Origin of the sequence: Mahella australiensis 50-1 BON (assembly GCF_000213255.1) — a bacterium.
Classification (GTDB): Bacteria; Bacillota; Clostridia; order Mahellales; family Mahellaceae; genus Mahella; species Mahella australiensis.
The window spans coordinates 251,352-275,970 of record NC_015520.1; the positions used below are offsets into that span (position 1 = coordinate 251,352).

Consider the following 24,619-nt stretch of genomic DNA (forward strand, 5'->3'; position numbering starts at 1 on the left):
TCCAGCAGATATGAGGGGTGATCTCGATGAAAAAACTGAAGAAATTAAAAAGCGTTTTGGTGCTCGCGCTGGTATTTGCACTGTTGGCGGGTCTGCAGCCGACCATAGCCGCGCCGCAGCCGGATGTGCCGGAGCAGCAGCCGGCCATAGCGGTGCAGCGGAGCGCTGACATAAACGCTGAAGATATATACAGCAGGCTGGCTGACAGCAAAGCATCGACGTTGTCAGTGCCCGATGGCGCCAAAGTCCAGGGAAACCGCATTATAGTCAAATTAAACGAGGGTTATATGCCCGAGTGGAAGAATTACGGGCTGACGGTGGACCAGGATGAGCTGGCGTTGAGCAAGAGGAACATATATGTGGTGAATGCCCCAGAAGGGGCCGATGTTGCCTCTATAGCCCGGCAGTTGAGTGCGCTGCCCGGCGTCGAGTATGCTCAGCCTGATTATGTTTATGAGATGGATATCGAGCCTAACGATGAATATTATCCGAATCAGTGGGGATTAAAGAAGATAAATGCGCCCAAGGCATGGGGTATAACGCAAGGCAGCGCGAAGGTGACGGTGGCTGTGCTTGATACGGGCGTGGATGCACGTCATCCGGACCTTAAAGACCGCGTGCTGGAGGGCTATGATTTTGTCAATAATGACTCTTATCCGTCGGATGATAACGGTCATGGTACTATGGTAGCCGGCGTCATAGCGGCTGTGGCCAATAATGGCACAGGCATAGCCGGCGTGGACAGAAGGTGCAAGATACTGCCTGTTAAAGTAGCCACTGCGGACGGTTATTTTTATTCGTCAGATGTCATAGAGGGCATATATTATGCTGTCGATGGGGGCGCCGATGTGATAAATATGAGCTTCGGCGGTGAACTCGACGTCTTAGCTGATAGGCCGGTTTCGGAGGCTTTGCTCTATGCCGGGCAAAAGGGCGTGCTGCTCGTGGCTGCATCGGGCAATGAGGGTACGGCCGTAAGCTTTCCGGCGCTTTATGCGCCTGTCATAGCGGTGGGCGCCGGCGATGAACAAGACGTCATAACTGATTTTTCCAACCATGGTCCACCGCTGGATGTAGCTGCGCCGGGCGTAAATATATACACGACTTACAGCGATGGGAGAAAGGCTACTTATGCGTCTGCTGACGGTACGTCGCTGGCTGCGCCTTTTGTATCGGCTGCCGCTTCATTGCTGCTGGCCAAAGACCCGGATCTTACGCCGGCCGAGGTCGAGTACCTTATAGAGTCGTCGGCTGCAAAGCCCGCGTCCATGGCAGGTGATGAATGGAACGAGTATTATGGCTACGGCAGGCTGGATGCCTATGCGGCGCTCAAGCAGGAGCTGCCCGACTTGTCGGCCGATGTTCCGGATGATCTGCAGCAGGCCGAAATGCTCTATGCGGGCAAGGGCGTGAGCCAGCGCGTGGATATGCCGACTGATTTGGACTGCTATAAAGTAGAGGTCACTTCTTCGGGCAGCGTTAAAGTAGCAGTGGATGCACCGCCCAATCTCGACATGGCGGCAGCGGTGTATGACGGCGGCGGGAATCTTCTCGATGTGTTCGATAATGCGCCTGTGGGCAGGGATGAAATTTTTTCGTTCGCCGCGAGGACGGGTACATATTATATAGTGCTGCTCGATGTAAATTTGCACTGGTCGGCGGAGCCGTATGGCGTAAGCGTATCCGGGCCGGTAAAAACCTCACAGCGGCCTGATGCCGTTGGCGGGCAGCCGGCATCTAACGACCTTTATCTGAACAGCTATTATGCCATATCCAGCTATAATGAGAAGGATTATGCGTCTAAAAGCGATCAGGTGGCATTGGCATGGGGTGAGATAAGGCAAAACAACAGCGGCGTATATTTCTCCCAGCGGAAGAAGGAGAATGGCAAGCAATACGATTACGGCGTGCCCGAGGGCAATATCCAGTCGCTGGTAGACGATATGAGGGATGGCGGAGCTAAGCTGATGCTGTCGGTGTTTATGGACGATAAGGATATAGCCGATGCGTTGCTGGCCTCCCCCGATAAAGTAATAGCTCAGATGACAGAGGATTTCGGCATAAAGTATTATGATTATTATAACGGCACGTATAGCTATGTGTTGGACGAAATCGGCGGAGCGGTCGAGTACGACGGTATTATAGTGGATTTCGAGGGGCTGACATCGGAGAACAGGGCCAGATTTAATGCGTTTCTGGAGAAATTGAGCAAAGCCATGCCGGGAGATAAGCTGCTCGGCGTATGCGTGCAGCCGTACTATGACGGTTATGACTACAGCCACATAGGGAGGGTGGCCGATCAGGTCATACTCATGGCCCACGATTATCAACTGACCAGGGCTGCCGAGCCGGCATCCGCGCCATATCCATCTGTAAGGAAAGCGGTGGAGCAGGCCGTAGCCTATATACCGCCGCAGAAGATATTGCTGCAGGTGTCTATGGCACCCGTGCAATGGCAGGCAGGCTCGTATACGCCTGTTACCCCGACATACAGCGCCATGCAAAACGCCCTGGCCAGCAGCACCGTCGATGAGGTGACTCCGATAGGGTACAGGTACGATAGCAAATACGGTGTGGGCTATGCTTACCTTAAACGCCAGAAGGCGGACGGTACATATATTGAGGATGAATTCTTCTATGAGGATAAGAAGAGCATAACGTCCAAGACGAGGCTGGCAGAGGAATTCGGATTAAAAGGCATTTCGATATGGCGGCTGGGGCTGGGCGCTACTGACCTCATGGATTATATGCTGGGCAAAGCCGTGCCATCCGAACGCTTGAGCGGCACTGACCGTTACACCACCGCTGCCGCAGTCAGCCGCAGGGGGTGGCCGGTCGGCGCTGATGCCGCGGTGCTGGTCAGCGGTAAATCGTTTGCCGATGCGCTGGCCGGCACGACTTTGGCCTATGCTAAAGATGCGCCGGTGCTGTTGACCGATCCGTATGAGCTGTCGGATGCTGCGGCCGATGAATTATATCGCCTGGGCGTGAAAAAGGTGTATATATTAGGAGGTACAGGAGCTGTGTCGAAAGCTGTCGAAGGTGCTGTGAAGTCTATGGGTATTTCTGTCGAACGCATATGGGGCAGCGACAGGTATAAGACGGCGGTTGCAATAGGGCAGTATATACAGCGCAAGTCCGGTACAGCCCTGATAGCCACCGGGTATAATTTCGCCGACGCGCTGGCAGCGGCGCCGTTTTGCGCGGCGAAGGGCATACCGATATTATTTGCGGACAAAGACGACTTGAATGAGGATACCAGGGCTGCTCTTAAGGCGTGGGGCATAACCGATGTGCTGATAGCCGGCGATACGGGGGCGGTGCCTGCGGCGGCCGAGTATGAGATAAACGCCATGGGTATACAGACCAAGAGATTGGCCGGGCCCGACAGATATGCGACGGCCGTAGAGATAGCCAATCATTTCGGCAAGACCGGTTTTAGCGAGATAATGCTGGCTACCGGCGGCAATTTCCCCGATGCGCTGTCAGGCGCTGCTTTTGCCGCTCAGCGCGGTATGCCTATCATACTCGTACCACCTAGAGGCATAAAAGATGAGGTGGTAGATTATGCCGCTCAGTCGCGCCTTGCGCGCGTATATGTGGCGGGCGGCACAGGCGCGGTATCCGATGCCGCACTTAAAGCTGTGACGCTGCCGTATAAATAACCCAGCAAAACGGCGAAATAATGTGATTGAGTGAGCAAAACGGCCCTTATATTGTCATAAGCGGCCGTTTACTCATATATCTGGCATTTTGGAGCTTTATTGGGCTTTTATTATCCGCGCTTATAGGGTAGAATAGCAATGAATATAGAAAGAGCGCGCAGGCGTTCTAAAAGGTGGGTTTTAATATGGATATTTTCAAGCGGCTGTGGGGTTACGTGCATCCATACAGGCTGCAATTCGTGCTGACTACCGTAGCGTTGCTGGCTGCCGCAGGAGCGGGCATGATCAATCCTTATCTTACGGGATTGTTGATAGACCGCGTGGTAAAGGGCGGAGAGCTGGAGCTCTTGTGGCCGCTGGCAGCGGGGCTGGTTGCAGTCAGTTTAGTGGGTGCCGTGCTGCAGTATACGCACAGCTATTCGTTTGAAAACCTCTCTCAAAAAGTCATATATTCCATTCGCCATGCCATGTACAGGCATCTTCAGCAATCATCGTTTTCATTTTATGACAGGGCGAGGACAGGCGAGCTCATGTCGCGTTTGACAGGGGACCTGGAGGGCATACGCGCCTTTATGGTAGGCGGTTTTCCAACGCTTATATCCAGCATGGTGATATTCGTAGGCGTGACCATTATATTATTCAATATGAACGTAGGCTTGACGCTGGTGTGCCTGTCCTTCTCGCCGCTTTTGGCGATTACGGCCGTAAACTTCGACAGGCGTATAAGGCAGGCTTACCGCGATATACGCAGTCAGATGGCGACGTTCAACAGCTTTTTGCAGGAGAATATTACCGGCATACGCGTCGTCAAAGCCTTTGCCCGCGAGAAATATGAGATAGAACGTTTCCAGGCAGAGAACAGCGAGGTCTATAAGAAAAATATGGTGGCGGGATTGCTGAATGGCCGTTTCGGACCGCTGCTGGAACTGCTGAGCGGCATGAGCGTGGTGGTGCTGGTATGCTACGGGGGATGGCTGGTCATAGACGGCCAGATGACAGTGGGTACGCTGGTGGCGTTTAACGGCTATCTTTGGTCTCTTATATGGCCTATGCGGCAATTGGGTATGTTGCTGAATATGACCGGCCAAGCCATATCATCCGGCCAGCGTATATTTGAATTGCTGGATACCAATACCTCCATGCCGGTTAAACCGGATGCATATAAGCCCGATAAGGTGCGCGGCGATGTGCTTTTTGACAATGTGACCTTCAAGTATGAAGATAACGTAGTGCTTCAGGATATCGATATAGATGCGCCGGCCGGCAAGAAGGTGGCCATCATGGGCGCTACCGGTGCCGGCAAAACATCCATCGTCAACCTGATATGCCGTTTCTATGACCCTCAGAAAGGCCGTGTGCTGGTCGATAACGTTGACGTAAGGGATTGGGACTTAAAAACGCTTAGACGCAGCGTGTCGGTGGTCATGCAGGAAACCTTTTTGTTCTCTGATACTATAGCTAATAATATAGCCTACGGAAAAGACGACGCATCTATGGATGAGATCATAGCGGCGGCCAAGGCGGCGTGCGCGCATGACTTCATAATGGAGATGCCGGAAGGCTACGATACGGTGGTGGGCGAGCGCGGCGTGGGCTTATCCGGCGGACAGAAGCAGCGCATAGCCATAGCGCGCGCGCTTCTGGTCAGCGCCCCCATACTTATATTGGATGATGCCACCTCCAGCGTGGATATGGAGACCGAGCATAAGATACAGCAGGCGCTCAAGCGCCTGATGGCAGGGCGCACGACGTTTATCATAGCCCATCGCATATCGGCTGTAAAGGATGCCGACGAGATCATAATATTGGAGAATGGGCGCATAGTCGAGCGTGGCACGCATGATCAGCTCCTCAAGCTAAGGGGCGTTTACTACGATATATTCAGGGATCAGTATAAGGATCTGGTGGTCGACGATATGGTAAAGAGCCGCCAGGAGATAGAGAGGATGGTGCGCCATGGCTAGGACGAACCGTTTTTCCGATGATGAGCCGCTGCGCAGGCCGTTTAACAAGGACCAATTCATGCGCCTGCTCGGGTATCTGGGCCCTTTTAAGAAGAATATTGCCATGGCTTTTGTTCTTATGGCGGCGGCTACGGTGGCAGGGCTGGCCGGTCCATATATAATAAAGCTGGCCATAGATAATTACATAGCGGCAGGCGATGTGCCCGGCATGATGTACCTTACGCTGGTATTTGCAGGTATTACCATAGCCACCTACTTTATAAACCGCAAGCGCATAGTGATGATGACCGCTATGGGTCAGAGCATACTGTATAACATGCGTATGGACCTGTTCAGGCATATAGAAAGCCTGTCGTTCACATTTTTCGACAGCCGGCCGGCGGGCAAGATCATGATGCGCCTGATAAACGACGTGAATTCGCTCAATGACCTTTTGACCAACGGCCTCATCAATGTCTTGAACGACTTCGTCATGCTGGCCGCTATAATAGGCATTATGTTCAGCATGAATACGAGGCTTACGCTGATATCGTTTATACTGCTGCCGGCGCTCGCGGCATTGGTGTTCGGCCTGCGCAATCTTATAAGGCGGCGATGGCAGATAGTGCGCCAGAAGAATTCCAATATGAACGCTTATCTTCAGGAGAGCATATCGGGTATGCGAGTCACGCAGGCCTTTGTTCAGGAAGAAGTCAATGAAAGCATTTTTTTGGGGCTAAACGACGGTATAAAGACGGCTCATATGAACGCCATACGCGTCAACAACGCCTTCGGTCCGCTCCTCAATATCATAGGCGCTGTGGGCAACGCGCTGGTATTCATCATTGGCGTAGGCATGGTGGTGGGCGGTGAGGTTACGGTGGGTACGCTGGTTGCGTTTACCAGCTACATAGGCAGGTTTTGGATGCCGCTGACCAACCTGAGCAATTTCTATAATCAATTGTTGGTAGCTATGGCATCTGCTGAGCGCATATTCGATATATTGGATACAAAACCCGAGGTTACCGATAAGCCGGATGCCGTACCGCTGCCGCCTATAGAAGGGCGAGTGGAATTTGACCACGTCTGGTTCCACTATGAGCCGGATAAGCCTGTGCTCAGAGATGTGAGCTTCACGGCTCGTCCGGGAGAGAACATAGCGCTTGTTGGGCCGACAGGTGCCGGCAAATCGACTATAATAAACCTTATAGCGCGCTTTTACGACGTGACAGCGGGCCGCGTGCTCATAGACGGCTACGACGTGCGCGACGTGACGCTGGAATCGCTGCGCAGCCAAATGGGCATAGTGCTGCAGGACACCTTTCTTTTCTCGGGCACCATTATGGACAATATACGCTATGGTAAACTGGATGCCACCGATGAAGAGGTGATAGCGGCGGCCAAGGCTGTGCATGCCGACGACTTCATAAGGGAATTCAAAGACGGCTATTTTACCGAAGTCCACGAGCGCGGCTCCAGGCTGTCGGTAGGGCAGCGCCAGCTCATATCCTTTGCCCGCACGCTGCTGGCCGACCCGCGCATACTCATATTGGACGAAGCAACATCCAGCATAGATACTCATACCGAGCGACTGGTGCAGATGGGGCTGGAACGTTTGCTGCAGGGGCGTACCTCATTTGTCATAGCACACAGGCTGTCTACTATACGCAATGCCGACCGCATTATGGTGATAGATGAGGGGCAAATAAAGGAGTCGGGCACGCATGATGAGCTCATGGCCGCAGGCGGCATATACCGCGAGCTGTACACCTCGCAGTTTAGCTGGCTGCTGGCCGGATAGCTCGGCAATCCGGGTGCCGGATGCAGCGAGGTGTTCTGGTATAGCAAGAGACTCGACATATATGCTGAGCCATAGCAAGATCAGATATTGCATATCATAAATCAAAGATTAAATGGAGGAGTGTCGAAATGGTGAAATTCGGATGTTGTCTGCCTATGGCATCTTTTGCGGAGCAGTTGAAACAGGGCGACGATAAGAGTGGCGATGTTGCCAAGCAGTTGGCGTTGGGCCTGGATGCTCTGCACCGGAATGGCTACGATTTTGCGGAATTGGGCGTAGGCACCGTGGCAAATCTGTCGGATGATGACTTTGAAAGGGTAAAGGGCATGATCGCGGCAGCCGATATAAAGGTACATGCTTTTAACAGCTTTATACCCGGTTCTATACCGTTGACCGGTCCTGATGTATCGGTTGAGCAGATAGAGCAATATGTGAGCAAAGCTTTGATGCGCGTCAGCGAGGTAGGAGCATCGTATGTGGTCTTTGGCAGCGGGGCGGCGCGCAAGGTGCCCGAAGGATTCCCGGTTGACAGGGCTATTGAGCAGTTGCTGGATTTCTTGAAATTGTGCGAGCGCTATGCCGCGCGTTACGATGTGACCATAGCAATAGAGCCGCTTAATAAAATGGAAACCAATATAGTAAACAGCGTGGCCGAGGGCTTGGAGCTGGCGTTGAGGGCTGATCAGCCGCATGTAAAGCTGCTGGCCGATTTGTATCATATGCTGGTAGAGCATGAATCGTTTGATATTATACCCAAAGCGGCACAACATCTGGTGCACGTACACATAGCCAATAAGCAACGGCGTTACCCGGGCTACGCCATAGAGGACGATGAGGATTTTATGCCGTTCTTCAAGGCATTGAAGGAGAGCGGCTATGACGGCGGCATATCGGCCGAATGCCGTTTTGATGATTTTATGGAGGAGAGTGTCCGGTCTTTGTTATACATAAAGCAGATGTGGCAGTCTGCTTAGTCGATTAATCCGCTCTTGTTTTTTGAGGCATAGTATGTTAAAATATTAACATAAACAAAGAACCGGAGGTGGCGGCGTGGAAAATAGAATAGGCGTTATAGGTATAGTAGTCGAGCACAGGGAAGAGGTGGCGGCCAAGCTGAACGATATACTCAGCCGGCACGGTGACATAATAGTGGGGCGTATGGGCATACCATACAAAGAGCGCGGCCTGTCGGTCATATCCCTCATAGTGGACGGCACGACCGATGAGATAGGTTCATTGACCGGTCAGTTGGGCGCTTTGCCGAATGTGAATGTAAAATCGGCTTTGACAAAATAGAATATATTTAATAACTGAGATCAAGGGTTTATGCCTGAGGTCGGAAGGGGTACATAGAGCCTGTTCTGCATCTTAGGCAGAGCAGGTTTTTTATTTTAGAAAGAAGGATGCTCTATGGTAGAAGAAAGGATGAAGGCGGACTTTATAGATGAGGATACTATAAACCGTACGTTGGAGAAAGGCAGGAAGGCTACCAAAACGGACGTGCAGCGCATAATAGATAAGGCGGCTTTGGCCAAGGGGCTGGACCCCGAAGAGGTGGCGGCGCTGTTATATGTAGATGACGACGAGCTGCTTGAGGGCATATACAGGACGGCTCGCGAGGTAAAAGAGCGCATATACGGCAAAAGGCTGGTATTGTTTGCACCGCTTTATCTAAGCAACTATTGCGTCAATAAGTGCCGTTATTGCGGCTATCACTACGGCAGCGACATAGTGCGCAAGAAGCTGACGATGGAGGAGATAGCCGACGAGGTGCGTGCTTTGGAGGCTATGGGCCACAAACGCCTGGCATTGGAGACCGGCGAGGACCCGGTGAATTGCCCCATAGACTATGTGTTGGATGCTATAAAGACAATATATTCGGTGCAGCAGGATAACGGCGCTATACGGCGCGTCAACGTGAATATAGCCGCCACTACGGTGGAGAATTACCGTAAGCTCAAGGCGGCCGGCATAGGCACGTATGTCCTGTTTCAGGAGACCTATCACCGGCCGACGTACAAGCTGATGCACCCGGCCGGCCCTAAATCCGATTACGATTATCACACCACGGCTATGGACAGGGCTATGCAGGGTGGTATAGATGATGTTGGGATAGGCGTGTTGTTCGGACTGTACGATTATCATTTTGAGGTGATGGGCCTGCTGTATCACGCTATGCACCTCGACAGCACTTATGGTGCCGGGCCGCATACCATATCGATGCCAAGGCTGAGGGCTGCCGAAAGCGTCACGATGAACGAATTCCCCTATATGGTGTCTGACCGCGACTTCAAAAAGATAGTGGCCGTTATACGCCTGGCGGTGCCATATACCGGTATGATACTTACAACGCGTGAACGCCCGGGCTATCGCGATGATGTGATATCGGTTGGCATATCGCAGATAAGCGCCGGCTCATGCACCGGCGTAGGCGGCTATAAGGATGAATGGGAGGAGTTCTTAAACGGCCGGCCGCATGCTGAAAGGGAGAATACCGCTCAGTTCGAGGTGCAGGACCTGCGCAGCCCCGATAAGATAATACGCACGTTGTGCGAGAGCGGCTATATACCCAGCTACTGTACGGCCTGTTACAGGAAAGGGCGCGTCGGCGATCGCTTCATGAGCTTTGCCAAGTCGGGCAATATACACAACGTGTGCCTGCCCAACGCCATATTGACATTCAAGGAATACCTTGAAGATTATGCGTCGCCGCAGACAAAGGAAATAGGGGAGAAGGCCATCGAGCAGCATCTGAAGGATATAGGCAAAGATCGCATACGCGAGATCACAAAGGAGCGCCTTAAGCTCATCGAGAAGGGCCAACGCGATTTATATTTCTGATAAAAGCATAGGGGCATGGGTTATGAAAACCCATGCCTTAAACTTTTTGCAAGGCTTTTCTATCGATAATCTTAAAGCTGTTTTTCCAATACTCGATAAGGCCGTCGTCCCTCATACGGCTGAGCTCGCGCGAGATGGCGCTGCGATCCGCTCCAAGGTAATCGGCCAGGCCGTTTCTGTTAAACGGTATGTAGAACAGGTCGCTCGTCTGTTTCTTGCTCTCATCGAGCAGGTAGGCCGCAATCCGACTGCGCAGACTTTTTGTTGATAGGTAATCGATCTTCGCGCTGAGCGCAATGTTTTTTTGCGCTAAAAGGCTGAGCATATTTTCTATCAGCTTTGTATGGAATATGCAGGACTTGGTGCATCTTTTTATAGAGAATGCATAATCGATAAAAAGTATATCAGCATTTGTTGCGGCAGTCACCGTAACGGGGCTTTCGTTTATGCCGGCGCAGACGAATACCTCGCTGAACGTGTCGCCGGCCTTCAAATTCGCTATTATCTGGCGTCGGCCGAAGGCATCGTCTTTGGAAACATTTACTTCACCGAACAGTACGACGCCTATATTCGAGATTTCATCGCCGGCGCATACTATATTGTCCCCGCGGGGAAACGATGCTGCCTTTGCATTAAGGCAGGAAAGCATTGCGTCGAGATCATCGTCCTCGATACCCTCAAACAGCGGAGATTTTATATTCAATGAACTCATCATGTTCTATCCTTCCTATTTTGTTGCTATAGCAACCGAAATTACAGTTAAAATATACTATAATAACGGTACGAAATCAATAGGGAATTTGGAGGAATAGAAGATGTCAAATATGTTTTGCTTTCAGTGTGAGCAGACATCCGGCGGAAATGGTTGCCGCAACGTAGGCGTATGCGGAAAGGATGCTGTTACGGCAGTGGCTCAGGATGACCTTACGCGCGAGATGATAGCGCTTGCTCGTATGGGGTTGGCCAACGGCCGTACCAAAAGGGCCGATGAGCTGATCGTCGACGGGTTGTTTGCCACCGTTACCAATGTTAACTTCGACCCGCAGGCCATCTCCTGCTTAAAGGATGAGATAAAAGCCGAAAGGGAGGGGCTTGGGGGGCAGCCGTTTGACGGGCCGCTTTTTGAAGGCGATACCGACATAGTATCGCTGCGTTCGACGCTGCTTTTCGGGATGAGAGGGATGGCGGCCTATGCCCATCATGCGCGCATACTCGGCAAGGTCGATGATGAGGTGACCGGATGGTTCTACAAGGGGCTTTCTGAGCTTGCAAACGAGCATTCAATAGATGAATGGTTGGGCCTGCTGATGGAATTCGGAAAGGTAAATTTCAGGTGTATGGAACTGCTTGACGAGGCTAATACCGGCGCTTATGGCAATCCCTCGCCTGTTAGGGTTACCTATAACATCGAGAAGGGGCCGTTTATAGTCGTCACCGGCCATGATCTCCACGATCTGTATTTGTTGCTCGAGCAGACCAAAGACAAGGGCATAAATATCTATACGCACGGCGAGATGCTGCCGGCTCATGCGTATCCCGAATTGCATAAATATCCCCATTTGAAAGGGCATTTCGGAACGGCATGGCAGAATCAGCAGAAGGAATTCAAGGATCTGCCGGCGCCGGTGCTATTTACAACCAACTGTTTGATGCCGCCCAAGGACAGCTATAAAGATAGAGTATTTACGACATCGGTGGTGGCATATCCGGGTGCGGTGCATATAATTGAAGATGAGAATGGCAATAAGGACTTTTCGCAGCTTATAGACAAAGCCATCGAACTCGGCGGCTATCCCGAGGATAAGAAGATGACCGGCATCAACGGCGGCGATGTTTTAACCACCGGCTTTGCCCACGATGCGGTGCTGTCGGTGGCCGACAAGGTTATAGATGCCGTTAAATCCGGCGCTATAAAACACATCTTTTTGGTCGGCGGATGCGATGGCGCACGCCCGGGCAGGAACTATTATACCGAATTTGTAAAGCAGACGCCTCAAGACAGCGTGGTGCTTACGTTGGCATGCGGCAAATTCCGCTTCAACGATATCGATGCCGGCGAGATAGGCGGCTTGCCGCGCATCATGGATATGGGCCAGTGCAACGACGCATACAGCGCCGTAAAGGTGGCGCTTGCCTTGGCCGATGCCTTTGGCGTGGGTGTAAACGACCTGCCGCTTTCACTTGTGCTGTCATGGTATGAGCAAAAAGCGGTATGCATACTTCTTTCGCTGTTGGCACTGGGCGTAAAGAATATACGCTTAGGCCCGACGCTGCCAGCCTTCCTGTCGCCCAATGTGTTGCAGGTTTTGGCTGACAACTTCGGCATAAAGCCCATCACCACACCGGAAGAGGACCTCAAAGCAATCCTCGGTTGATTAGAAGTTATAAATGATGTATATAAAAAAGAACCGTCTCAAGACGGTTCTTTTTTATATACTTGCAATCCGTAATATGTGACTGAAACGGGCGATATAAAGCGATGCAAATGATATAAAGCCGGAGAACGCCTTGAAATATTGCGTAGGCGTACTCAATGAGTGCAGCGTAGAGCAAGCGTAGGTCGGGCATGGACGCCCGACCAGCCGGCACTGAGCATGGACGCGAATTGCCGGCGTTAGCTTGCTCAAGCGAAACGAATTGTAAGTACGCCGGCAATATTTCATGAGCGGGCGTAGGATTTATATCATTGCATGCGCTGAATTTGCTATATTACGAATCGAAGTTATATGCACGTAACCATGTCAATAGTCAGCGAAAATGTCATAGTAAATGGCTGATATTTATTCAACGAAAATTTCATAGCGATGTATGGATTTACTATAATTGGAACATTAAATATAGATTATATTACAGTAAGCTGGTTATATAACTTTAGCAACTTACATTAATATGATATGAGAACATATATTACCACCAAATGAGCAAAAAAGATAATACTATCTTAAGGCTTACTGCTTTGCTAAATTCTAGCTGCTCCATTCCCGTGCGTAAAGGGTAAAATAAACAAGCTCCGCTTGCCCTTGACGCACGTTCATTTCGCAGCTATTATATAATTAGGCTGTAAGCCTTAATACTGGCTAGTGCCAGGCGCGTGAGGAATTATACAGAGCCTCTAAAATCTCTCTGTCTGATTCCTCATACCAATATGATGGCGCCTTCTGCCAACCTTGTTTCCAAGGATGAGTGGGAGAAGGCTTATAAGGCTTAGCTGTGCTCGATGAACTTGCCTTATTAGCTTTCTGAGCTTTCTTAGGCGGTTCATCGAGCTTTTTCACAGCATATATATTATTGCCATACTGCACCCGTATACCTATCCTAGGGCTGGTAAGAACCGTTATCTTAGCTCTAGGAACGATAGGTGCAACGGTTTTGCCATCATCACATACAACTTGATAATATTGGCTGTGTAGAGAAAATACGCCGCCATTATCAACTTTTCTAGATAACTTAACACAAAGTATATTATCTAAGTCGATATCCGGCGGTAATTCTCTAAAAGCAGGCTCGGGATCTTGAGGCTCTATGGCGAACCTTTTATTATATCTCTCCAGGAACTTAGGCAAAAACTCATTGGCCTTTTCCATAGAATCAATGCCATAAATCCTCAATTCTGCCCTGAGCCTATCCTGCAAAGTATTCCATAGCCTCTCTACGCGGCCCTTAGCCTGAGGGGACCTGGCATTAATGATAGATATACCCAATGTACTCATAGCCATTTGGAACTGGGTTTCATTTACCACTTTACCCTCAAGCTGCTCCTCGATAGAGATTTTACCCTTATTAGGAGAAGCAAATATAGTATGCTTATCGGCATATAGAGATATAGGGATACCATATTGGCCAATGATGGTACGCATGAGCTCAAAATAGCCATTCATACACTCGTTTTCAGTAAAATAGAGCGCGAGGACCTGACCGGTGGCATCGTCTATGGCACCGTGGAGAGCCATATTACCTACAGAAGGAATCCATTCAAAAGAGGTGCAATCGATTTGCACCAACATGCCAGCCTGAGGCATACGTTCCCTTCTAGCATGAATCTTACGAGGGCGTCTATGCTTTCTAGGGCTTTGAATACCGGCATTATCAAGGATTCTATAAACCGAGGAATTACTAAGAATAATACCCTTATCATCCTCAAGCAAATCTCTAAAATGAGAGAAATTCGTATCAAAATACTTTTCCTTCCTCAAAGTGAGGATATGGTTTACTAGCTCATCACTTAAAGCATTAGCAGGTTTACGGCCTCTGTTCTTATGAATAACGAAAGACGCACCTTGTTCTTTAACCCCCTTCTTAAGTCTAAATATTTGACGAACACTTAGGTCTAAAACCTGCGCAGCTTCACTTGCGGTTAACGTACCATCGATGACTTTATTAATAACAACAAGTTTTTGCATTTCGCTCTCTGTCATACAATACTGTTCCTCTCTCCTCATAATGACATTATCGCAGAATAATTTTACTATGACAATATCATAGAATAATAACATTATATGCACGTAACCATTGATATTATTCATCGACTTGTGCTATAATAATGAAGCTGATTCTGGAGGTGATATATGATGAAAGAGAATATACATCCGACTTATTACAAGGATGCAAAGGTGATATGCGCTTGCGGAAATACATTTACCACCGGTTCTACCAAAAAGGAGATACATGTGGAAATGTGTTCGCAGTGCCATCCGTTCTTTACTGGTAAACAGAAGCTGGTGGACACGGGCGGTCGCGTCGAGCGTTTCAGGCAAAGATATGGCTTGAAGGAAGACCAATAGGTCTGCCCATATGATAGGTTAGAGATCCTTTCTCTAGCCTTTCTTAATATTATTTTGTTAACGATTAAGGGGAGAAGGTAGACCCATTTGAGAAAGACCAAGATAGGCGGACAGGCCGTCATAGAGGGCGTTATGATGAAAGGTCCGCGCAGCATGGCTATGGCGATAAGGAAGAGCGATGGTACCATAGAGGTGGTCAAAAAACCGTCGGTGCCCTTATCGCAGCGCCACCCTTTACTGAAATTACCCATAATAAGGGGCATGGCGTCGTTTGTGGATTCGCTTATAACCGGCATGACATCGTTGACTGATTCGGCCAAAATATACGGTGAGGGATTGGAAGAAGAATATAAGCCGTCGCGCTTTGAGCGTTTTTTATCGGAAAAAACCGGCATGAACGTCGACGATATAGGCATAGCCTTTGCTGTGATCATAGCGGTTGTATTGGCCGTGGCATTCTTCGTGTTGCTGCCCACGTATGTTGCCGGGTTGCTTCAGCAGGCCATAACCAGCCCGCTAGCATTGAATCTTATAGAAGGCGTTATACGCATAGCCTTGTTTTTGGGCTATATGGTCTTGGTCACGCGCATGAAGGATATACAGCGCGTATTCGAATACCATGGAGCCGAGCATAAGGTTATACATTGCTTCGAGCATGAAGAGGAGCTGACAGTGGAAAATGCCAGAAAATACACTACCCTCCACCCGCGTTGCGGCACTAATTTCCTGTTGCTGGTATTGGTGGTGAGCATAGTGTTGTTTTCGTTCCTGGGTTGGGGCAATATACTATGGCGTACTGTGGGACGACTGCTCTTGTTGCCGGTGGTAGCCGGATTGGCCTATGAATTGATACGCTGGGCAGGCAGCAGCGATGCGCTTATAGTGCGGATAATAAGCTGGCCGGGGCTTATGCTACAAAAGCTGACCACGCGTCAGCCCGATGATCAGCAGTTGGAGGTAGCTATAGCGGCGTTTAACGGCGTGGCTGACGGAGAAGAGGATATATGGATGTAGCTCGAGCGCTCGAATGGGGCGAGCGTATGCTGCGAGAGAGCGGCATAGATACGGCACGCAGGGATGTAGAGATATTGCTGCAGGAGCTCCTCGACGTGGATCGCAGCGCATTATACCTCGACAGAAGCCGTGCGCTTTTACCCGAACAGAAAATAATGTTCGAACAATGGATAAAACAGCGCTGTGCCAGGATGCCTTTGCAGTATGTACTGCATAAGGCATGGTTTATGGATATGGAGCTTTACGTGGATGAGCGCGTGCTCATACCGCGTCCCGAAACAGAATTATTGGTGGAGGTCGTTATAAAAGAGGCCAAAGGGATGTCGGAACCTCTGCAAGTATTGGATATAGGCACAGGCAGCGGTGCCATAGCCATAGCTTTGGCAAGGCATATGAGCGGCTGCCGCGTGTGGGCGGTGGATATATCGCCAGATGCCTTGGCTGTAGCACGCATAAACGTAGGGAAATACAGCTTACAACAGCGTGTGACATTGCTGGAAGGCAATCTTTTTGAACCGGTCAAAGGCATGGCTTTCGATATAATAGTGTCCAATCCACCATATATAGTTCGGGATGATTTAATCGAGCTGGAGCCTGAGGTGCGTTCGGAGCCTGAGCCTGCGCTAAATGGCGGCGATGATGGATTGGATTTTTACCGTAAATTGTGCCATGCCGGGGAGTTGCTGAAGCCACATGGCTTTTTAGCATTGGAGATAGGCTATGACCAGGGGCAGGCAGTGAGCGATATTTTGAAAGCATGTGGTTTTAAGGATATACAGGTGCTCAAAGATTTTGCTAATATGGATCGCATAGTGTTGGCGCATAAATGGAAGTAGTATATGAGGATGTGATATAGATTGCTGGATAAACTGGATAGTATTGAGGAACGGTATGAACAACTGAGCGTTAAGATATCCGACCCTGAGGTCATCTCTCAGCAGGATATGTGGCGAAAGCTGGTCAAAGAGCACTCCGATCTGGAACCAATAGTAACCAAATATAGGGAATACAAAGAAGTGGTAAGGCAAAAAGACGATGTGCTGGCCATGATTAAGGAAACCGGCGATGCTGAGTTGAAGGAATTGGCTCAACAGGAACTGGATGAGCTTAAAGAGCGCGAAGATAAACTGGAAGAAGAATTGAAACGCTTGCTGCTGCCCAAAGATCCAAACGATGAGCGCAATGTCATAATGGAGATAAGGGCCGGCGCAGGCGGCGAGGAAGCGGCGCTTTTTGCCGCCAACCTGTTCAGGATGTATTCGCTGTATGCCGAAAGCCGCGGATGGAAGATAGAGGTTATGGATTCCAACTATACCGACTTGGGCGGAATAAAGGAGATAGTGTTCGCCGTAGAAGGTAAAGGGGCATACAGCAGGCTCAAGTACGAGAGCGGCGTGCACCGCGTGCAACGCGTGCCGGTTACCGAGGCTGGAGGACGCATCCATACATCGACGGCAACAGTGGCTGTATTGCCCGAGGCCGAAGAGGTAGAGGTGGAGATAAATCCTAACGATTTGCGCATAGACGTATATCGTTCTACCGGACATGGAGGCCAAAGCGTGAATACCACCGATTCGGCCGTGCGTATAACGCATATACCGACCGGTATGGTGGTGACGTGTCAGGATGAGAAGTCGCAGCTTAAGAATAAGGATAAGGCCATGCGCGTTTTGAAATCGCGATTGCTGGCTATAGCTCAAGCCGAACAGGATGCCCAATTGGCTCAGACCAGGCGCAGCCAGGTGGGTACCGGCGACCGCAGCGAGCGCATACGCACATATAATTTCCCGCAGGGCAGGGTGACCGATCACCGCATAGGGCTTACCATATACCAGCTCGAGGCTTTCTTAAACGGCGATATGGACGAGATGATAGACGCCCTTATAACGGCTGATCAGGCCGAGCGCTTGTCCCAAGCGGCTGTTTGATTGCTGGCCCATGCGACGAGGCATGGGCAAATTAGCTGTCGATGATGATCGCCCCGGAAAATTTATACAAGAGAGGAGAAAATCGTGGAGAGCGCAACATATCTCTTACAACTGGCTATACTCCTGATAGCCGGGTTGGTAGGGGCTTATATATCAAGGAAGGTGGATCAGCCCAGCGTACTAGGTCAGATCATTATAGGTATAATAATAGGGCCGTCGCTTTTGAATCTGAATATTATAACATCGGATACAACGTTGATAGAGGAGTTTGCCAATATAGGCGTAGTACTGCTCATGTTTATAGCAGGCGTGGAGACCGATCTCAATGAGTTGAGGGATTCAGGCAAAGCATCTATGATAATAGCAAGTACAGGTGTGCTTGTACCCATGATACTGGGTTTTGCTGTAGCAGCTATGGAAGGTATCGATATGATGACCGCTATTTTCATAGGCGTCATATTGACGGCTACTAGCGTCAGCATAACGGTACAGGTATTGCGAGAGATAGGCAAGCTCAAAACCAGGCAGGGAGTAGCTATACTGGGAGCGGCTGTTATAGACGATGTGCTAGGCATTATACTGTTATCTGTAGTAGCCGGAATGGTACGTCCCGGAGCAACAGAGAATATATGGTTGTTGCTGGGCAAGATGGCATTGTTTTTCGTCGGAGCTGTGATAATAGGCCTTATACTCTACAGACTGGTCACAAGGCTGGTCTTAAGCAGGATACGCATAGGAGAATCGTTGCTGACGCTGGCTTTGATATTTACATTTATATTTAGCTTCTTTGCTGAATATGTCGGAGTGGCGGCTATTACCGGCGCATATGTAGCCGGCCTTATATTGTCGGCCACGCCTTATAAAAACCGCATATCCAATGGCGCTCAAATCCTCGCGTATAACCTTTTTACACCCATATTTTTCATAAACATAGGCTTAGGCGTAAACGTCAGGTTATTGGGCGGCGTATTAGTATTCGGCACACTTTTGACATTAGCTGCTCTGATAGGCAAAATTGTTGGCTGCGGAATAGGTGCTAAAATATCGGGATTTAATAATAGAGAGTCGCTGCAGGTGGGCATAGGCATGATGTCACGCGGTGAGGTCGGACTTATAGTGGCATCTTTAGGCGAAAGCATGGGTATTATAGGACCTGATGTGTATGCAGCTATAATAATGATGATATTAATAAGCACATTGACTACGCCGCTCCTATTGAAGATGTCATTCAAAGAGAAACCGGCAATGGCTGGCGGGAATGTGGCCAATTGATTGCATGAGAAAGAGGTAGCTTTATGTTCGCTTTGTTTATTGTGCTTAATAGAACCGAATATCTTAAAGATGTACTGAAAGCCATAGAAGATGTGGGATTGAGTTGTACCGTTATAGACAGCGTAAGCGCAAATCAATACGTCAATTTTTACAGCCCGAATACTTTTGCCAGCTATGATGTGCCGGTAGTGGTGGGCAGTATGAGCATGGCCGACGATGACAGCGGTATAATATACAACAAGACGTTGATGGTGCTTGTAGACGATGAGGAGAAGGCTCAACAGGCCATGGGAGCTGTGGAGAGCGTTGTAAGCGATATGACAAGGCCCGGTACCGGCATAATGTTTTATGTACCGGTGGCAAAGGCTGTGGGTAAATGAGGGGGAAGATTTATGTATGTATTGTTTATAGTATTAAATAACGTGGATAAGCTAAAAAAGGTATTGGCGGCATTAAAAGATGTTGGTGTGCGCGGCGCGACCATTATAGATTCGGTAGGGTCCGGCAGTATGATGAAGGAGGAATTCTCCGGCATGCCCATTATAGGCAGCCTCATGCGCAGCCTGGAAGGGAATTATGGAGCCAATAAAACCATATTTTCGGTCATAGAGCGCGAGGAGCAGGTAAACGATGCTATGGCAGCCGTGTCAAAGGTGCTTGGCGATATGAACAGGCCGGACACGGGCATTATGTTTGCACTGCCGGTGGTGAAGTTCAAGGGCGGCGAGCTGGAACGTCACATAGATAGGCGCGAGCGCCGCAATATTATACAGAAACAGTACGAAAGCGAATACTATTGATCCACAACCGGCATTGGCCGGTTTTTTGTTATGTTAACGACAGGAAGGGTTTAACAAGGCTATTTTTGCTTAGATGCACAATTACGATTGCTGCCCTGCTGCAAAAATTAATAAAAGGACAGGTTTGCCTAAATCCTACAAAAGGCTATATAAAGATGTTTATAGTACTTCCGATGGAGGACGGGTTTATATTAACAATGTGGGATGTAAAGAAGGATATAAGGATGTTTACAGGGTCATTGGGCGGCGGTTTATATTAACAACGTGGGATGGGAAATCATATATGCCCTATAGCACTAATATACTGTACAGTGAGTTTGTCGAATTCGTAAGCTAAATATAAGTTGACACGAGGTTGTATATGAATGATATGTTGCTGTACAGTGTTATAGGGTCCGCGGCCGGCATTATAGGTACCGGATTGGGAGGGGCCATAACCTTGCTGCTGCGGCATCCCAGCTCGCGCTTTTTGAGTACCATAATGAACTTTTCCAGTGGGCTTATGATAGCGGTGGTAACGTTCGACCTATTGCCCGAAGCCTTTAGCATAGGAGGGCTTGGTCAGGGCTTAATCGGTTTGCTGCTCGGCGTCGGCCTGATAGTTATGCTTGATGGATTTATGCCGAAAGCGTTAAGGATGGATATAAGCGATGCTCGTTCGGGATATTTGAAAGCCGGTATACTGTTAGGCATAGGCATAGCAGTGCATAATTTGCCGGAGGGTATAGCAATAGGCTCAGGTTTTACGGTATATAAACAGTACGGCCTGGCGCTAAGCATGATAATAGCGCTCCACGATATACCCGAAGGTGTGGCTATGGCCACGCCGATGATGATGGGTGGCATAGCGAAAAAGCAGGTACTTGCAAGCACGGTTTTGGCCGGTATACCAACAGGTATAGGCGCAATAGCCGGATACTACCTCGGCGAGCTATCGCCTACATTTATAGCTGTATGTCTCGGATTTGCCGGCGGAGCTATGCTGTACATAACATGTAGCGAACTGTTGCCCGAGTCCAGCAAGCTGTATAGAGGCAGAATACCCAGCATGGGCACCATAGCAGGCATCATACTGGGTATAGTGATATCATCCATAATATGATCTCAATACCCCATATACCCCATATCCGACGGTGGGTACATTGGAGGCATGTTGTCCGGTGGCATCGCTCCTGGAGGTGGGTACATGGGCGGCATCGTTCCCGGAGGTGGGTACATCGGTGGCATCGCTCCGGCTGCCAATTGATTGAGTATATTCATAAGCTGTTGACTGAGCGCGTCATGCTGCTCGAATAAAGCCATGAACTCCATGAAATCGCTGTTTTGAGCAAACCGGGGGTTGGCCTTCAAATTTTCTATATCAGCTTTAACAGCTCGATGATGTTCGTCCATCGGTTGTACATAGTTTTTCATCATCTCGTCTATGCACATACGCGAGCAATCATGGTGTGGCATTGGAGGATAGTAATACCAATCGCTGGGTGGCGTATAACCGCCCGGAGATTGGCATAGCAACGCGGCAATGTAGCCGGCGGTTTTATTACCATAATCCCCCATTTCTCTGAAGTGCATCATCATATCCTGGAAAGTGGCATCATTGGCCAATTCTGGCTTTTGCATCATCGCGTGTATTTTTTCATGCATCTGTTTCATTAGTGGCTCATTGCGCATAAATATATCCATTGCCTGCATCATCAAGCCTCGCTGATCGCCGCATGGTGGATAGGACATACCGGGGCCGGGATAGCATGGATTTTGACCGGGATATCCCGGAGAATATGGTGGATAAAACATAGATTTTAACCTCCTGAATTTACTCTTGATTTTTAAAATCAAAGGATATAATCTATTTATAAAATATGCTTTGGCCGTTTATTATGTGATAAATCGCAAAATATACGACCGCGGTGTGTAATCAATCATCTCATGGGAACGACTATTTTAAGGCCTAAGATGGGTTTGCTCTGCTTTAAAAGCCCGATTCGGATATATGTTAAGCCTGTAGCGGGCGTAGGATTTATATCATTTGCATCGCTTTATATCGCCCGTTTCAGTCGTATATTACGAATTGCAGGAAATTCTATGCTATCCTTGCGCTTTTATTGCAAATATTATAGAATATATCTGTTGTAAAACCGCGAAGGAAGGTGTATTATTTGATCATTGCTTTAGGCAGCGACCACGCTGGCTTTCCTCTCAAAGAGGAGATAAAGAACCATCTGCAACAAAAAGGCATAGAATATAAGGATTATGGCTGCTATAGCATCGAATCGGTGGATTATCCGGACATAGCCGAGACGGTGGCACTGGCTGTAGTGCAAGGGCAGTGCGATAAAGGCATATTGGTATGTGGCACAGGTATAGGCGTATCCATAGCCGCCAACAAGGTGCCGGGCATACGCGCGGCGTTGTGTGGCGACGTATTCTCAGCCAAAGCGTCGGTGGAACACAACGATGCCAATATACTCACCATGGGCCAGCGGGTGACCGGTCCCGGTTTGGCCATCGAGATAGTAGACGCATGGCTGGCGGCCGCGTTTCTCGGCGACCGACACAAACGGCGTGTGGACAAGATTACGGCATTGGATAGAAAATACGGCCGATGCCTTAGCGAGGAGAAAATAGATGGGCAATAATGTTATAGTGCTGGACCATCCTCTCATACAACATAAATTGACGCTGTTGCGCGATAAAAGTACCGGTTCAAAAGAGTTCCGCGAATTGCTGGATGAAATAGCCATGCTTATGGCCTATGAGGTCACGCGCGACTTACCGCTTAAGGAGGTCGAGATAGAAACGCCGGTAGGCAAAGCTCGCAGCCGTGTCATATCGGGTAAAAAACTGGCGGTCATAGCCATATTAAGGGCAGGCCTCGGCATGACCGACGGCATACTGCGCCTGGTGCCTGCCGCCAAAGTTGGGCATATAGGTCTCTACCGCGATCCGGATACACTAAGGCCGGTGGATTATTATTGCAAGCTGCCTGGCGACATACAGGAGCGCGATGTCATACTGGTTGATCCTATGCTGGCAACAGGCGGATCGGCTGATGAAGCGATTAAGCTGCTTGAACAGAAAGGCGCCAGGAGCATCAAATTGATGTGCCTGATAGCCTCGCGCGAGGGTATAGAATACATAAATCATCAGCATCCCGATGTACCTATATATACGGCGGCCATAGACGAAAAGCTAAACGAGCACGGTTATATTGTGCCGGGATTAGGCGATGCGGGGGATAGATTATTTGGCACTAAATAAAGGCTGTAGGGGATGAGCATTGTGGGGTAGCGTTGACGATATTTGTTGTCACCTATGCGTTGATTATCAGCGAGAAGATACATCGTTCGGTTATCGGCATTATAGGGGCACTGGTATTGATAGTTTTCGGTATACTGAGCTTTGAGCAGGCTATAGATTATATAAACTGGGAAACAATAGGTCTGCTCATGGGCATGTTTACTTTGGTGGCACTGTTGTCGGAAGCGGGTTTTTTCTCTTTTATGGCACTATGGACGGCCAGACTGTTTCATTATAAAGCCAGATTGATATTTATAGCCTTTCCAGTGTTGGCAGCATTGCTGGCGGCATTTATGGACAGCGTTACGGTCACATTATTTCTGACGCTTTTGACATTGAGGCTATGCAGGTTATTTAAAACCGATCCGGTTCCTTTTGTTATAGCGGAGGTTATGGCTGCCAATGTAGGCGGTGCTGCCACGCTGGTAGGAGACCCCCCAAATGTTATAATAGGTACCATAATGGGTTATAGTTTCAGCGATTTTGCCACTAATACAGGGCCTATAGTCATAGTAGCTATATCAGTATTGATGTTCTACCTTTATTTTACGCACAGGTCTTTATTCGGTAATGATGGCGAGGATATCGTTAATGAGGATATAAAAAGCATGAATCCGGTATCGGCAATAAAAAGTGCCTTTCTTTTGCGGTTAGGCCTTATAGCTTTCGCAGCGGCAGTAGCGGGTTTGATACTCAAGGAACCTATAAAGGCATGGTTTGGTGTGGAATATAATTCGGCGGTAGCTGCTCTTTTACCGGCGTCCATAGCGTTGGCGTTTTTAGGGGAGCATGCGCATAGAATTATAGATCATTTGGATTACGATATACTGCTTTTTTTCATGGCCTTATTCGTCATAGTAGGCGGTCTCGAGGCTACGGGTGCCATAGAGGTGATGGCCCGGTGGCTGGTATCATTGGCGGGCGGCAGCGCTCTAGGCATGATATTTCTGCTGCTTTTTGGCACTGGCATAACCAGCGCGGTGGTGGACAATGTGCCTTTGGCTTTGGCTATGGCCTATATTATCAAGAGCATATCTCAGGCGGGCGGCCTGGCGCTGCCGCTTATGGTATGGACGCTGGCGCTGGGCGTGGATATAGGCGGTAATATGACCCCTATAGGGGCATCGGCTAATGTAGTGGCATACAGCCTCTTAAAGAGCAAGGATACATCGGTGAGCTGGGCATACTGGTTAAAAGAAGCCGTTATACCGACATTGCTAGTGCTGGGTGTATGCTACGGTATGCTGCTGCTCAAGCTTTATACAGGATGGTACTGA

21 protein-coding genes are annotated in these 24,619 nt (G+C 49.3%); 18 read left to right on the forward strand and 3 right to left on the reverse strand.

All coding sequences use genetic code 11. The features are described from left to right. Positions 1-26 precede the first annotated feature (26 nt). The 6 genes from MAHAU_RS14795 to hydG all read left to right on the forward strand — a co-directional run bounded on the left by MAHAU_RS14795 (position 27) and on the right by hydG (position 10,250). On the forward strand, positions 27-3,665 hold the full coding sequence (locus MAHAU_RS14795; protein WP_013779882.1) for a S8 family serine peptidase: 3,639 nt from the start codon (positions 27-29) through the stop codon (positions 3,663-3,665). 185 nt (positions 3,666-3,850) lie between these two features. Further along, positions 3,851-5,629 carry an ABC transporter ATP-binding protein gene (locus MAHAU_RS01120; RefSeq protein ID WP_013779883.1) on the forward strand — a complete coding sequence of 593 codons (1,779 nt, stop codon included), beginning with the start codon at positions 3,851-3,853 and terminating at the stop codon, positions 5,627-5,629. Continuing rightward, entirely contained in the window at positions 5,622-7,409 is a 1,788-nt protein-coding gene (locus MAHAU_RS01125) for an ABC transporter ATP-binding protein (RefSeq protein ID WP_013779884.1), read from the forward strand. The genes MAHAU_RS01120 and MAHAU_RS01125 overlap by 8 nt, the downstream gene beginning before the upstream one ends. Before the next feature lie 128 nt (positions 7,410-7,537). Then, positions 7,538-8,383: a sugar phosphate isomerase/epimerase family protein gene (locus MAHAU_RS01130; RefSeq protein WP_013779885.1), complete on the forward strand. Its 846-nt coding sequence runs from the start codon at positions 7,538-7,540 to the stop codon at positions 8,381-8,383. Between the two features lie 76 nt (positions 8,384-8,459). Continuing rightward, positions 8,460-8,705: a TM1266 family iron-only hydrogenase system putative regulator gene (locus MAHAU_RS01135; RefSeq protein ID WP_013779886.1), complete on the forward strand. Its 246-nt coding sequence runs from the start codon at positions 8,460-8,462 to the stop codon at positions 8,703-8,705. A gap of 114 nt (positions 8,706-8,819) precedes the next feature. After that, positions 8,820-10,250 carry a [FeFe] hydrogenase H-cluster radical SAM maturase HydG gene (gene hydG, locus MAHAU_RS01140; RefSeq protein WP_013779887.1) on the forward strand — a complete coding sequence of 477 codons (1,431 nt, stop codon included), beginning with the start codon at positions 8,820-8,822 and terminating at the stop codon, positions 10,248-10,250. 37 nt (positions 10,251-10,287) lie between these two features. Here hydG and MAHAU_RS01145 read toward each other — a convergent pair whose 3' ends face one another. After that, complete coding sequence (locus MAHAU_RS01145) at positions 10,288-10,965, reverse strand: Crp/Fnr family transcriptional regulator (RefSeq protein WP_041643753.1); 678 nt, start codon at positions 10,963-10,965, stop codon at positions 10,288-10,290. A 100-nt stretch (positions 10,966-11,065) separates the two neighbouring features. Here MAHAU_RS01145 and hcp point away from each other — a divergent pair, with 100 nt between their 5' ends. Further along, entirely contained in the window at positions 11,066-12,625 is a 1,560-nt protein-coding gene (gene hcp / locus MAHAU_RS01150) for a hydroxylamine reductase (protein ID WP_013779889.1), read from the forward strand. Positions 12,626-13,327: 702 nt separating this feature from the next. On the opposite strand, the gene MAHAU_RS01155 is transcribed toward hcp, so the two are convergent. Further along, positions 13,328-14,665 (reverse strand): ISNCY family transposase, encoded by a 1,338-nt coding sequence (locus MAHAU_RS01155; RefSeq protein ID WP_013779793.1) that lies wholly within the window; start codon positions 14,663-14,665, stop codon positions 13,328-13,330. Between the two features lie 153 nt (positions 14,666-14,818). Here MAHAU_RS01155 and rpmE point away from each other — a divergent pair, with 153 nt between their 5' ends. The 8 genes from rpmE (at position 14,819) to MAHAU_RS01200 (ending at position 21,147) form a co-directional block, all read left to right on the forward strand. Beyond that, positions 14,819-15,031, forward strand: coding sequence for a 50S ribosomal protein L31 (rpmE, locus tag MAHAU_RS01160; protein ID WP_041643755.1), 213 nt, complete (start codon positions 14,819-14,821; stop codon positions 15,029-15,031). Between the two features lie 87 nt (positions 15,032-15,118). Then, the gene (locus MAHAU_RS01165) at positions 15,119-16,045 is read left to right on the forward strand and encodes a DUF1385 domain-containing protein (RefSeq protein WP_013779891.1); all 927 of its coding nucleotides are present in this window, start codon (positions 15,119-15,121) and stop codon (positions 16,043-16,045) included. After that, on the forward strand, positions 16,036-16,881 hold the full coding sequence (gene prmC, locus MAHAU_RS01170) for a peptide chain release factor N(5)-glutamine methyltransferase (RefSeq protein ID WP_013779892.1): 846 nt from the start codon (positions 16,036-16,038) through the stop codon (positions 16,879-16,881). The genes MAHAU_RS01165 and prmC overlap by 10 nt, the downstream gene beginning before the upstream one ends. Before the next feature lie 21 nt (positions 16,882-16,902). Beyond that, positions 16,903-17,973, forward strand: coding sequence for a peptide chain release factor 1 (gene prfA / locus MAHAU_RS01175; protein WP_013779893.1), 1,071 nt, complete (start codon positions 16,903-16,905; stop codon positions 17,971-17,973). Between the two features lie 84 nt (positions 17,974-18,057). Next, entirely contained in the window at positions 18,058-19,245 is a 1,188-nt protein-coding gene (locus tag MAHAU_RS01180) for a cation:proton antiporter (protein WP_013779894.1), read from the forward strand. 23 nt (positions 19,246-19,268) lie between these two features. Then, positions 19,269-19,625: a hypothetical protein gene (locus MAHAU_RS01185; protein WP_013779895.1), complete on the forward strand. Its 357-nt coding sequence runs from the start codon at positions 19,269-19,271 to the stop codon at positions 19,623-19,625. A 12-nt stretch (positions 19,626-19,637) separates the two neighbouring features. Then, positions 19,638-20,045, forward strand: coding sequence for a P-II family nitrogen regulator (locus MAHAU_RS01190; RefSeq protein ID WP_013779896.1), 408 nt, complete (start codon positions 19,638-19,640; stop codon positions 20,043-20,045). Between the two features lie 361 nt (positions 20,046-20,406). After that, complete coding sequence (locus tag MAHAU_RS01200) at positions 20,407-21,147, forward strand: ZIP family metal transporter (RefSeq protein WP_013779898.1); 741 nt, start codon at positions 20,407-20,409, stop codon at positions 21,145-21,147. A 2-nt stretch (positions 21,148-21,149) separates the two neighbouring features. On the opposite strand, the gene MAHAU_RS01205 is transcribed toward MAHAU_RS01200, so the two are convergent. Next, on the reverse strand, positions 21,150-21,839 hold the full coding sequence (locus MAHAU_RS01205; RefSeq protein WP_013779899.1) for a hypothetical protein: 690 nt from the start codon (positions 21,837-21,839) through the stop codon (positions 21,150-21,152). 362 nt (positions 21,840-22,201) lie between these two features. Between MAHAU_RS01205 and rpiB the strand changes: the two genes are divergently transcribed. From rpiB to MAHAU_RS01220, 3 genes are read left to right on the forward strand one after another with little or no spacing between them, the layout of a single operon-like run. Next, positions 22,202-22,681 carry a ribose 5-phosphate isomerase B gene (gene rpiB / locus MAHAU_RS01210; protein WP_013779900.1) on the forward strand — a complete coding sequence of 160 codons (480 nt, stop codon included), beginning with the start codon at positions 22,202-22,204 and terminating at the stop codon, positions 22,679-22,681. Continuing rightward, a complete protein-coding gene (gene upp, locus MAHAU_RS01215; protein ID WP_013779901.1) occupies positions 22,671-23,303 on the forward strand; it encodes a uracil phosphoribosyltransferase in 633 nt (210 codons plus the stop codon). Before rpiB ends, upp begins: the two co-directional genes overlap by 11 nt. Before the next feature lie 32 nt (positions 23,304-23,335). Beyond that, positions 23,336-24,619, forward strand: coding sequence for an ArsB/NhaD family transporter (locus MAHAU_RS01220; RefSeq protein WP_013779902.1), 1,284 nt, complete (start codon positions 23,336-23,338; stop codon positions 24,617-24,619).

Excerpts from the sequence above, each read along its gene's own strand:
- MAHAU_RS01155 (WP_013779793.1), bottom strand. The coding sequence starts at position 14,665 with ATGACAGAGAGCGAAATGCAAAAACTTGTTGTTATTAATAAAGTCATC.
- MAHAU_RS01130 (WP_013779885.1), top strand. The coding sequence starts at position 7,538 with ATGGTGAAATTCGGATGTTGTCTGCCTATGGCATCTTTTGCGGAGCAG.
- MAHAU_RS01120 (WP_013779883.1), top strand. The coding sequence starts at position 3,851 with ATGGATATTTTCAAGCGGCTGTGGGGTTACGTGCATCCATACAGGCTG.
- rpmE (WP_041643755.1), top strand. The coding sequence starts at position 14,819 with ATGAAAGAGAATATACATCCGACTTATTACAAGGATGCAAAGGTGATA.
- hydG (WP_013779887.1), top strand. The coding sequence starts at position 8,820 with ATGGTAGAAGAAAGGATGAAGGCGGACTTTATAGATGAGGATACTATA.
- hcp (WP_013779889.1), top strand. The coding sequence starts at position 11,066 with ATGTCAAATATGTTTTGCTTTCAGTGTGAGCAGACATCCGGCGGAAAT.
- MAHAU_RS01190 (WP_013779896.1), top strand. The coding sequence starts at position 19,638 with ATGTATGTATTGTTTATAGTATTAAATAACGTGGATAAGCTAAAAAAG.
- MAHAU_RS01205 (WP_013779899.1), bottom strand. The coding sequence starts at position 21,839 with ATGTTTTATCCACCATATTCTCCGGGATATCCCGGTCAAAATCCATGC.
- MAHAU_RS01145 (WP_041643753.1), bottom strand. The coding sequence starts at position 10,965 with ATGATGAGTTCATTGAATATAAAATCTCCGCTGTTTGAGGGTATCGAG.
- MAHAU_RS14795 (WP_013779882.1), top strand. The coding sequence starts at position 27 with ATGAAAAAACTGAAGAAATTAAAAAGCGTTTTGGTGCTCGCGCTGGTA.
- MAHAU_RS01185 (WP_013779895.1), top strand. The coding sequence starts at position 19,269 with ATGTTCGCTTTGTTTATTGTGCTTAATAGAACCGAATATCTTAAAGAT.
- prmC (WP_013779892.1), top strand. The coding sequence starts at position 16,036 with ATGGATGTAGCTCGAGCGCTCGAATGGGGCGAGCGTATGCTGCGAGAG.
- upp (WP_013779901.1), top strand. The coding sequence starts at position 22,671 with ATGGGCAATAATGTTATAGTGCTGGACCATCCTCTCATACAACATAAA.
- MAHAU_RS01200 (WP_013779898.1), top strand. The coding sequence starts at position 20,407 with ATGAATGATATGTTGCTGTACAGTGTTATAGGGTCCGCGGCCGGCATT.
- MAHAU_RS01125 (WP_013779884.1), top strand. The coding sequence starts at position 5,622 with ATGGCTAGGACGAACCGTTTTTCCGATGATGAGCCGCTGCGCAGGCCG.